General features: G+C 41.0%; 5 protein-coding genes. All 5 read left to right on the top strand.

The genetic code is table 11. The annotated features are described in order from the left end of the window. Positions 1–4 precede the first annotated feature (4 nt). Positions 5–1,735, top strand: coding sequence for a RagB/SusD family nutrient uptake outer membrane protein (locus HMPREF9010_RS21545; protein WP_008646846.1), 1,731 nt, complete (start codon positions 5–7; stop codon positions 1,733–1,735). Between the two features lie 13 nt (positions 1,736–1,748). Further along, a complete protein-coding gene (locus HMPREF9010_RS21550) occupies positions 1,749–3,278 on the top strand; it encodes a hypothetical protein (RefSeq protein ID WP_157453719.1) in 1,530 nt (509 codons plus the stop codon). A gap of 133 nt (positions 3,279–3,411) precedes the next feature. Then, on the top strand, positions 3,412–5,874 hold the full coding sequence (locus tag HMPREF9010_RS21555; RefSeq protein ID WP_008646842.1) for a hypothetical protein: 2,463 nt from the start codon (positions 3,412–3,414) through the stop codon (positions 5,872–5,874). Between the two features lie 15 nt (positions 5,875–5,889). Continuing rightward, positions 5,890–8,976: a glycoside hydrolase family 2 TIM barrel-domain containing protein gene (locus HMPREF9010_RS21560; protein WP_008646840.1), complete on the top strand. Its 3,087-nt coding sequence runs from the start codon at positions 5,890–5,892 to the stop codon at positions 8,974–8,976. A 97-nt stretch (positions 8,977–9,073) separates the two neighbouring features. Then, on the top strand, positions 9,074–10,630 hold the full coding sequence (locus tag HMPREF9010_RS21565; RefSeq protein ID WP_008646838.1) for an endo-1,4-beta-xylanase: 1,557 nt from the start codon (positions 9,074–9,076) through the stop codon (positions 10,628–10,630). Positions 10,631–10,713 lie beyond the last annotated feature (83 nt).

Raw genomic sequence — 10,713 nt, 5'->3', positions numbered from 1 at the left:
TAATATGAAAAAGGTTTATCATATTCTTTTTATCTTTACAACAGTATGTCTATGGAGCAGTTGTGCCAATTTAGATTTAGATCCGTTGGACACAGGATCAAGAGATTCCTGGTATAGTTCGGAAGATGAAATCCAACGTTCTATCGGCGGGCTATATCGTACTGTGTTCTTCACGTTAAATGGAAATGAAAGTACAATAGATTATTCACCGTGGAGTGATGATAACCAGTCTAGAGCCAGTTTGAATTTTATAACAGGTGGAACAATTAATGGAGAATCAGATCAGGTAAAGAAACGTTGGCAGAATGGATACAAGGCTATCGCACGCGCCAATATTCTGTTAGAAAAACTTGAGGATGCAAACAGTGTAGGCATCTCGGAAGAAAAAAAGCAATTGTACAGGGCACAAACTCTTTTTGTCCGTGCCACCCAATATGCCATACTTACTTCTCTCTTCGGAGATGTAGTTTATATAGACAAAGAGATCAGTATTGATGAAGCGTTTGAAATGGGGCGAACTGATCGGGAAGAGGTAATGGAAAACGTGTACAAAGATTTGGATGAAGCAGCGCATTATCTGCCCGAGACTTACGGCACTCAACGGGAATTTGCAACCAAAGGAGCCGCTTATGCCATTAAAGCCCGTTACGCATTGTATAATGAAGATTGGGAACTTGCGGCACAAGCAGCAAAAAAATGTATGGATTTACAGATATATGAACTTCATCCGGACTTCGAGGAGTTGTTTATAGCTTCTACACACCATGCGAAGGAGAATATTCTTTCTTGGCCTCGTTCGGTAGAACTAAAAAACTACTTGGACGTAGGTGCAGCCATGTCGTATTGCCCTAGAAACCGTGGCGGATATGCTTCCGAATATCCCTCTTGGGAACTATTCTGCTCTTTTCTTTGTACAGACGGGCTTCCCATTGATGAATCACCATTGTTTGACCCACAAAATCCTTTCAAGAATCGCGATCCGCGCTGCACTGCCACAATCGTAGAATTTGGAACTGAACATGTAGGTGTAATATATAATCCTAATCCTAACATCAGCAGGGTCTGGAGTGCTATTGCCGGAAAAGAAATTACCAATCTTGATTGCAAAACCGGAAGCCAATATGCTTCTTACAACGGTTTGCTCAGGAAAAAAGGAGTGGATGAACTATGGATTAATGACGGAACATTCAAGGTAGACCCCGATTTTGTGTTTATTCGTTATGGAGAAGTGCTGCTGACCTATGCCGAAGCGAAGATTGAGGCCAATGACATTGACCAGTCTGTGTTGGATGCCATCAATCAGGTTAGAGCTCGGGCTTACAAAAAAGACTACGCGGCTGCAACAGGATACCCCAAAGTCACTACCCAAGATCGGGACAAGTTGCGCCAAATAGTACGAATTGAGCGACGTATGGAGCTGGCTTTTGAAGGTAGTATAAGGTATATGGACATTATCCGATGGAAGCTGGCAGAGAAAGTCTTGAATTTACCAAACTATGGGTTGCTTGACAAGGATGAACTGATAAATAAAGTTGTCAACAAAAATAAATGGTTTTTCCCATATACACCAGAAATCGATGAAGACGGAATTGCAGATTTCACCCCTATGTACAATGAAGGGCTTATCAAGATAATTGTTCAACGTAATTTTGACACAGCGAAGAATTATCTTTGGCCAATACCCTCACAGGAGATTATTACAAACCCGAATTTGGGACAAAATGATAACTATTAACAGCCAAAGAGACATGAAAAAAAGACAAATGATTGCACGCTTAGTATTTCTAATAGGGCTATTCTTGTTTCCTAACGCAATGACAAGTTGTAGCAAGGAGGAATACAAAACTTACCATCACCATGAGAAGCAGCCTTCTGATGAAAATGACGACCCGGACAAGAAAGATGAAATTCCTTCAAAGATGTCCAGTGGTAACTATCAATTACTAACCAGCCAGCCCGGACAGGTAATTGAAGGATTGGGATTTGAAATTCAATCCGATAATTATAGTGAACGATATGAAAATGATGACCCTGAATTCGGAGTTCCTTGGGATTTAGCACCGGCCGAACGTACGCGTTTGGCAAAGGAAATGCTGTCCGGATTTCGTTACATGCGTGTAGCTATGGGAATTTGGTTCAGAGGAATCAGTGATGACCGGAAAAACTTTCAGGAACGTTTTCCCGGACAAGTAAACAGCTTGTTGCAACTGATGAATGATGCCGGTGTGGAAGGAATCTCTATGGAGTATTGGTCTCCAGCTCCTTATTGGAAAAATAACAACAGTCTGAATAACGGTACCTTAAAGGACTACAACGATGATAATTTTCTGGAGGAATTTACCGATGCTTTGGTTAAAGACGCGAAATACATGAAAGAACAGGGATTTAAGATCTCTTCATGGGGGTTGCAAAATGAATCACAATACTCTAACCCCACTTATCCACACTGCCACTATACCGAAGATCAATTGGTGAAGGTATTTGGAATGGCCGCTCCAAAGATTCGCGCATTAGATAATACAATAGAGATAATCTATGACACCAATAGTGGAAATGCGGGAACGTATGGTGAGAAATTGTGGAAGGAAAATCCACAATTATTGCAATATGTAGATGCTTGGGTATACCACCGTATAGGGGATAACTCGGACAATGTGATGAAGCGTCGTGAGAATTATCTGGCAAACAATCAGGGCAAGCCTATTTATCAGAATGAATTTGAATACTTTAGAGAACAAGTTAAAGATTATACACGTGAGTGGCGAATGGTAAACACAGCACAATCCATTATGAATTGGATGACTTTTATCCAGTCGCCGAAATGGTATTGGCTGCATGTGTTGAAACCGATAAGTGAGATAGACAGGGAAGGATTTGGTTTGGGCGTTTACCGTCCGAGTGCTGAAAACAGAGGACTTGATTATCCCAATTTAAAGCACGGGCATTTCACTTATGAATGGTCTAACTACAATGCTATTGCCGGTTTCCTGAAATATATGCCTTGGGATTCAAGGCGATATAATATAAAGGAGGATGAGGAGCGGAGTAATAACCGCGTTATGGCATGGAAAAAACCGGATGGTAAATATGTAATAGCCGTTACCAACCGTTCTGACGAATGGTTTGAATTTAAAATTACCTTGGATAAAGAACGTTCTTTTAATGGGCACCGATATAATAAAGAAGGGGTAAATTTGGATTTGGGAAGACAAACAGATAGTTCTATCCTTTCGGCCAAGGTGAAACCGTGGAGTATTGATTTCTGGGTAGAAGAATAGGTCAATCATAGTTTTTAATAGGTTTTATTTTTGATTTGGTGGATGTATGTGTCCAGTATATTGTTATGTATAGTTTCAGCACACTGGATATACATGTCCACCATTTGATTTTGTAATATGTAATAATATAGTAATGAATAAATATCTTATCAAAGGCAACCTGTTGTTGCTGTTTGTCGTTCTTGTTTCCTGCCGTCCGCAGAACTCCGTGACAGACTCCCACAAACCCTGTTATAGCGGGATTTACCCGCACCTTGCATATTATAATAATGAAGGAGAGTGTGGCACAGGAGCAATCGTTCCATGGCAAAACAGGTTATGGGTTGTTACTTACGGGCCTCATTTACCATGGGGGTCCAGTGACAAACTTTATGAAATCACAGACACACTTGGAGTTCGCGCACGTGCAGAAAGTGTGGGAGGGACCTCTGCCAACCGATTAATTCATAGCGAAAGCAACCAACTTTTTATAGGTCCTTACGCTATAGACAGTAACCGTAATGTACGTGTTATCTCATATAAAGAAGCGCAAGGCCGTTACACCGGCGTTGCACGTCATTTATCTAATCCGGCGGAGAAAGTGTATATCGCTACTATGGAGGAAGGATTCTATGAAATAGATGTAAATACACTAAAGGCGAATACCCTTTATCCGGATGTGAACGGAGGAATGCATGATGACACAGATATTAATCCGACTAATGACTTGCTCCCCGGCGCACATGGTAAGGGGTTGTATAGTGGACAAGGAGTATTGGTTTTCTCTAACAACGGAGAAGCAACCCACGAAGCACTGGAGAAATTTAACATACCTGCAGGATGTTTGGCGGAATGGAACGGAAAAGACTGGAAAGTAATACGCCGTAATCAGTTTACAGAAGTAACAGGCCCAGGTGGAATTTACGGTAATCCACATCCGGAAACAGATCCGGTTTGGGCTACAGGCTGGGATTATAAATCATTACTTCTTGCTCTACGGGAAAAAGGAGAATGGAGATTCTTTCGGCTTCCTAAAGCAAGCAATTCTTATGACGGTGCACACGGCTGGAACACAGAATGGCCACGTATCCGGAATATAGGAACAAAGGATAATCCGGATTATTTGATGACAATGCATGGTATGTTTTGGCATTTTCCCGAAACATTTTGTATAAATAATACGTCCGGGATATTCCCGCGTTCATCTTACTTGAAAGTAGTCGGTGATTTTACTCGTTGGCATGACCGTATTGTGTTCGGATGTGACGATACGGCACAGAAAGATTTTTTGAACAAGCGAAAGATAAAAGGAAATATTGGTGGTCCCGGTCAGTCTAATTCCAATTTGTGGTTTGTCTCACCGGAACGTATTGATCAATTGGGGCCTACAAATGCATCCGGTTCTGTTTGGATGAACGACACTGTAGTTGCCGGACAAACGAGTGATCCGTTTTTGTTTAATGGTTGGGATAACAGATGTGTATGGGTTCGTAATGATAGCAAAGATAAAGTTTGCCTGACTTTTGAGGTAGATGTGCAAGGAAATGGACAGTGGACTGTGTTATGCTCTAAGAGTATAGACCCGAAGAGCTCTTCTTTAGTAACTTTTACTCCGAAAGATAAAGGAGAGTGGATTCGTATATCTACAGATAAGACGTCTGTTATAAGCGCCACTTTTGTTTTTGCGATGAACGAGAAAAGAACTATATCTTCCGCTGCCATTTTTGAGGGCATCACCCGAGTGAACGAAAAGCCCGTTTCGGAAGGGACGTTATATTGCCTGGGTGATAATCGTCGTTGCCTGGGCATTTTAGCGAGAACGTCAGAAGGGGAAAAATACTATGAACTTTCTGGAGACATGAAACTGGAAAATAAAAATGACATAAAGACTGTAGAATATATCCGAAGAAATTTTGAAATAAATGCCGGAGAAATGGTTGTATCAGACGGATCCGTCCTGATTATAGATGACAAGGAACGTCGCTGGAGATTGCCGTTGGGCAAGAATGAGTTTACCACTCTGACAAAGCAAAACAAATTGAGAATTTGTCGGGAAGTGGCAACAGAACGTGACTTGTTCAATTGCCATGGCACATTTTATGAATTACCAGCTGAAAATGCGGACGGCTTTGCAAAAATCCGACCGATATCTTCCCACAAATTACGAATTAACGACTATGCTTCTTATCGTGGCTTATTGATTCTGTCAGGTATGAATGCCAATGATTGCGGCAATAAACGCATGGTGGTGTCTGACGATAAAAAACTCACGCTTTGGGCTGGAACCATTGACGACCTGTGGGAGCTGGGAAAACCGGTGGGAAGCGGTGGACCATGGGTAGATGCACAAATTGAGGCAGACGAGTATTCCGATCCCTACTTGATAGGATTTTATGATGAGCGTATTCTGAATATTTCTCACAAATCTTTCCAACCGGTCAGATTTTACGTAGAAATGGACCCGACAGGGGATGGTCATTGGATGGAGTACAAGCATTTTGATATTGCGCCCGGTGAGTCATTCATACACCATTTCCCTCCAGCTGTCCAGGCACGCTGGATTAGATTCAGGACAGATAGTAAATGTGTTGCAACGACATGGCTCGAATATAAATAAAATGGAAATACAGTAATGAATAAAAATTATATTATAGGTCTATTTACATTGGGAATAATTAATGCTAACGCCCAAACATTTGACGAATGGCAGAATCCGGAAGTAAACGCTGTTAACCGAACGTTTATGCATACCAATTATTTTGCATACGAATCAGAGGAAACAGCTTTACTAGGTCATAAAGAGAAGTCTGTTAATTATATGAGTTTGAATGGACTTTGGAAATTCAACTGGGTAAAAGATGCAACTTCTCGTCCTGTCGACTTTTGGAAAACGGACTTTAACGACAAGGGCTGGCAGGAGTTAAAAGTACCTGGAGTATGGGAACTGAACGGCTACGGAGTCCCGATTTATGTTAATCACGGTTATGCCTGGCGGAACCAGTTTCAAAACAACCCTCCGCAATTGCCTGTTGAGAATAATCATATAGGTTCCTATCGCCGTGAATTCATTATTCCAACTTCTTGGAAAGGAAAAGACATCATCGCTCATTTCGGTTCTGTCACTTCTAATATGTATTTATGGGTAAATGGAAAGTATGTAGGATATAGTGAAGACAGTAAGCTGGAAGCGGAATTCGACCTTACTCCTTTCCTCAAACCTGGACAAAAGAATCTGATTGCCTTTCAAGTATTCCGCTGGTGTGACGGATCGTATCTGGAAGACCAGGATTTTTTCCGCTATAGCGGTGTAGGGCGCGATTGCTATCTGTACGCCCGCAACAAGAAACGTATTAATGACATTCGTGTGACTCCGGATTTGGATAGTAACTATGAGGACGGCGCTTTGCATGTGTCAATCAGCCTGAAGGGCAATGGTACCGTTAATCTGGATTTACAAGATATAGCCGGACGGACTGTAGCAAAGGGAATAGTAAAAGGAAGCAATACTGTTGTAATGAATGTAGAGAATCCTCGGAAATGGACAGCAGAAACGCCTTATCTCTATACGTTGCTTGCGACTTTGCAAGAGAATAATGAAGTGATCCCCGTGAAAGTCGGTTTCCGCAAAATAGAACAGAAGAACGGGCAGATTTTGATCAATGGCAAGCCGGTATTATTCAAGGGGGTCAATCGTCACGAATTAGACCCGGACGACGGGGCTGTGGTGTCACAGGAACGAATGATACAGGATATACAGATAATGAAGAAATTTAATATTAATGCTGTACGTACCTGTCATTATCCGGATGCAAATTTATGGTACGATTTGTGTGATAAATACGGGCTTTATGTAGTGGCTGAGGCTAATATAGAGTCCCATGGGATGGATTATAGAGGAAATGGAACATTAGCCAAACGTGCGGACTATAAGAAGGCTCATTTAGAAAGAAACCAACGCAATGTACAACGTGGATTTAATCATCCTTGTATCATCTTCTGGTCATTAGGAAACGAAGCGGGTTTCGGACCGAATTTTGAAGCTGCGTATCGTTGGATAAAGGCGGAAGACACAAGTCGTCCCGTGCAATACGAACAAGCAGACGGAAATGAATTTACAGATGTGTATTGCCCGATGTATGCAGATTATGCTCAAATGGAAAAATACGCTAAACGTAGTGGTTTGCTAAAACCGATGATTCAGTGTGAATATGCTCATGCCATGGGTAATTCAATGGGAGGGTTTAAAGAATATTGGGAACTTATCCGTAAACACCCTCATTTACAAGGTGGATTTATATGGGATTTTGCAGATCAGTCCTGCCATTGGAAAAACAAAGAAGGAGAGGGTATTTATGGCTATGGGGGTGACTTTAGCAAATACGATGCTTCAGATAATAATTTCTGTGACAATGGCTTGGTCAGCCCTGATCGTGCGCCTAATCCTCACATGCATGAAGTCGGGTATTTTTATCAAAACATATGGACTACTCTAAGCAATGTAACCAAAGGTGAAATCAACATTCATAACGAAAACTTCTTTCGAGACCTCTCTGCCTATTATATGGAATGGGCTGTATTGGCGGATGGCGAAACTGTGCGTACAGGATTTGTAGAAACATTGAATGTCGCTCCCGGACAGAAAGCAAAAGTCACATTGGACTTAGGCGATAGTAAATGTGGAGAACGGTTACTCAATGTGGCTTATCGTTTGAAGAAACGGGAAGGTCTGCTTCCGGCCGGACATATTGTCGCTAAAGATCAGCTTGTACTGAATGCATATAAGGCTCCTGCTCTGGAATTGAAAAATGTAGAGACTGTCAATACAATAATTGAAGTTCCACAAATCCGGGATAACGACAGGAATTATCTGCATATAAACGGTGACAACTTTCATTTGGAGTTCAGCAAACATACAGGGTATCTGACTCGTTATGAAGTAGCAGGTCTGGAATTGATGGATGAGGGTGCTGCATTAACCCCTAACTTTTGGCGTGCCCCTACTGACAACGATATGGGAGCTAATCTACATCGCAAACTTTCAGTATGGAAGAACCCTGGTATAAAGCTTGATTCTTTGAAATGGGAAACAAGAAATGAGCAGGTAATGATATATGCCGATTACGAGATGAAGAATGTCTCTGCCCGACTAAATCTTACTTATGTCATCAATAATCAGGGAGCTTTAAAGGTATCACAAAGGATGTCGGTCAATCCGCAAAGTAAGACTCCACCATTATTTCGTTTTGGTATGCAAATGCAAATGCCGGAAGATTTTGAAATGATTGAATATTATGGCCGTGGTCCTATTGAAAATTATTGTGACCGGAATCATAGTAGTGACTTGGGAATCTATCATCAATGTGTTACAGAGCAGCCTTATCCTTATATTCGTCCGCAAGAAACCGGGACAAAAACAGACATTCGTTGGTGGAAGCAACTAAATGTAGCAGGACGAGGTTTGCAAATTGTAGCCGGGGCTCCGTTCTCGGCCTCTGCCCTTCATTATACGATAGAGTCTTTAGATGATGGATGGAGTAAAGACCAAAGGCATTTCCCCGAGGTGAGAAAGGCCGACCTGACTAATCTTTGTATTGATAAAATACAAATGGGATTAGGATGTGTAAACAGCTGGGGTGGGTGGCCGTTGTCACAATATCATGTAAAATATATGGATTATGAATTCTCATTTGTTCTTACTCCTGTGGATAATGCCTTTTAGGATGAACGGACAATATAATTAATGATAATCAATACTATTTTAAGAGCATAAAGGCAGCCGAGCCTATGCTCTTAATTAACATAATATGTAAGCAATAATGAAAAATTTTATTTTGTTTGTCTTCTTTTTATTCTTCCTGCCAGGTATATATGCACAAAGTGATTTTCCTAAAAATGCCAGCGAAGATAAAGAGAAAATAATGAGTGATTTATATTGGGAAATCTGGAATGACAGTGTTCAAGCGTGTATAGATAGAGATATAGAAGAATATCGAAAAGCGAACGCCACAATTGAATTGCCGGAAGTAAACGAGGGAACAGAAGTGAAAATCGAACAAGTGTCACATGATTTCATATTCGGAGCCAGTATATTTAACTTCAATCAGTTAGGAACGGAAGAGCATAATCAGAAATACAAAGATTTGTTTGGTATTTTGTTTAATCGAGCTACTATTCCTTTTTATTGGAAAGCGTTTGAAACAGAGCCGGATCGATTGCGGTTCAAAGAAGAGTATTGGGATACAGAAATATATTGGAACCAACAGGGTGACCCTAAATCAAAACCACATTGGCGACGTCCGGCTACAGATCCTATTGTCGATTTTTGTATCGCCAAAGGGATAGCAATCCATGGACATCCGTTAGTCTGGGGACTTCGGAAAGCACATTTCCCCAATTGGATACTTAAAAAATATTTAACAGGAAAGGAACGTGAAGAATTTAACAAGCTCGTGACTGCATACGTCGAATCTGATGATTATTATTTTGGAGAGGAGAAATACAATGATAATTATCAAAAAATATCTCCAGATGAATTACAAACCAAATTACCGCGGTTCTCCAGAAAATTAGAAGAACTGTTTAAGAAACGTATGCAGGAAATTGCCAGACATTATGGCGGGCGTATCGGCAGTTGGGATGTCGTGAATGAGAGTGCGGTAGATTATGCTAAAGGTAAGATGCATCCAAATAGTAAGCTTTGTTTGAGTTCCCGTTATGGCATTATGCCGGGGGACTATACTTATAACAGTTTCAAACAAGCTTCATCACTTTTCCCGGATGGGGTGCAACTAAATATAAATGATTATTGGACAGGACCGGAATATGCTTCCCAAGTTAGGGATTTAATAAAACGGGGAGCCAAAATTGATGTAATTGGTTCTCAAATGCATTTGTTCGACCCACAACAATGCTTGGATATTGCTGCGGGTAAACATATTCAGTCTCCTCAACAAGTGAGAAGTGTCATAAATCGTTTGGCAGCGACAGGACTGCCTGTTCATTTGAGTGAAATAACCATCACTTCTCCTAACAACAATAAACGTGGACAGAAAATACAGGCTGTAATTACCCGGAATTTGTATCGACTGTGGTTTAGCCTTGAGCCAATGATGGGCATCACATGGTGGAACGTAGTCGACGGATGTGGAGCAGTGGATGAGACCGGTGTTTCCGGGCTATTCACCAAAGACATGATACCCAAACAAGCGTATCATGCTTTGAATGAATTGATCAATCACGAGTGGAAGACTAAAGGAGTGATAAAAGTTGACAGCTGTAGACAAATAAAATTTCGTGGTTTCAGAGGAAATTATGTTATTTCATGGATTGACGAGTCTGGTAATGTCCTAACTAAAGAATATTATTTAAAGTAAATCATTAATGTGAATTGGTAGTTAAATGTAAATCGAAACCTAACTTTTAACTACTGATTCGTATCTAATCATAAAAAACAAAA

It is taken from the genome of Bacteroides sp. 3_1_23 (assembly GCF_000162555.1).
Taxonomy (GTDB): Bacteria; Bacteroidota; Bacteroidia; order Bacteroidales; family Bacteroidaceae; genus Bacteroides; species Bacteroides ovatus.
This window is presented reverse-complemented; position numbering and strand designations above follow the sequence as displayed.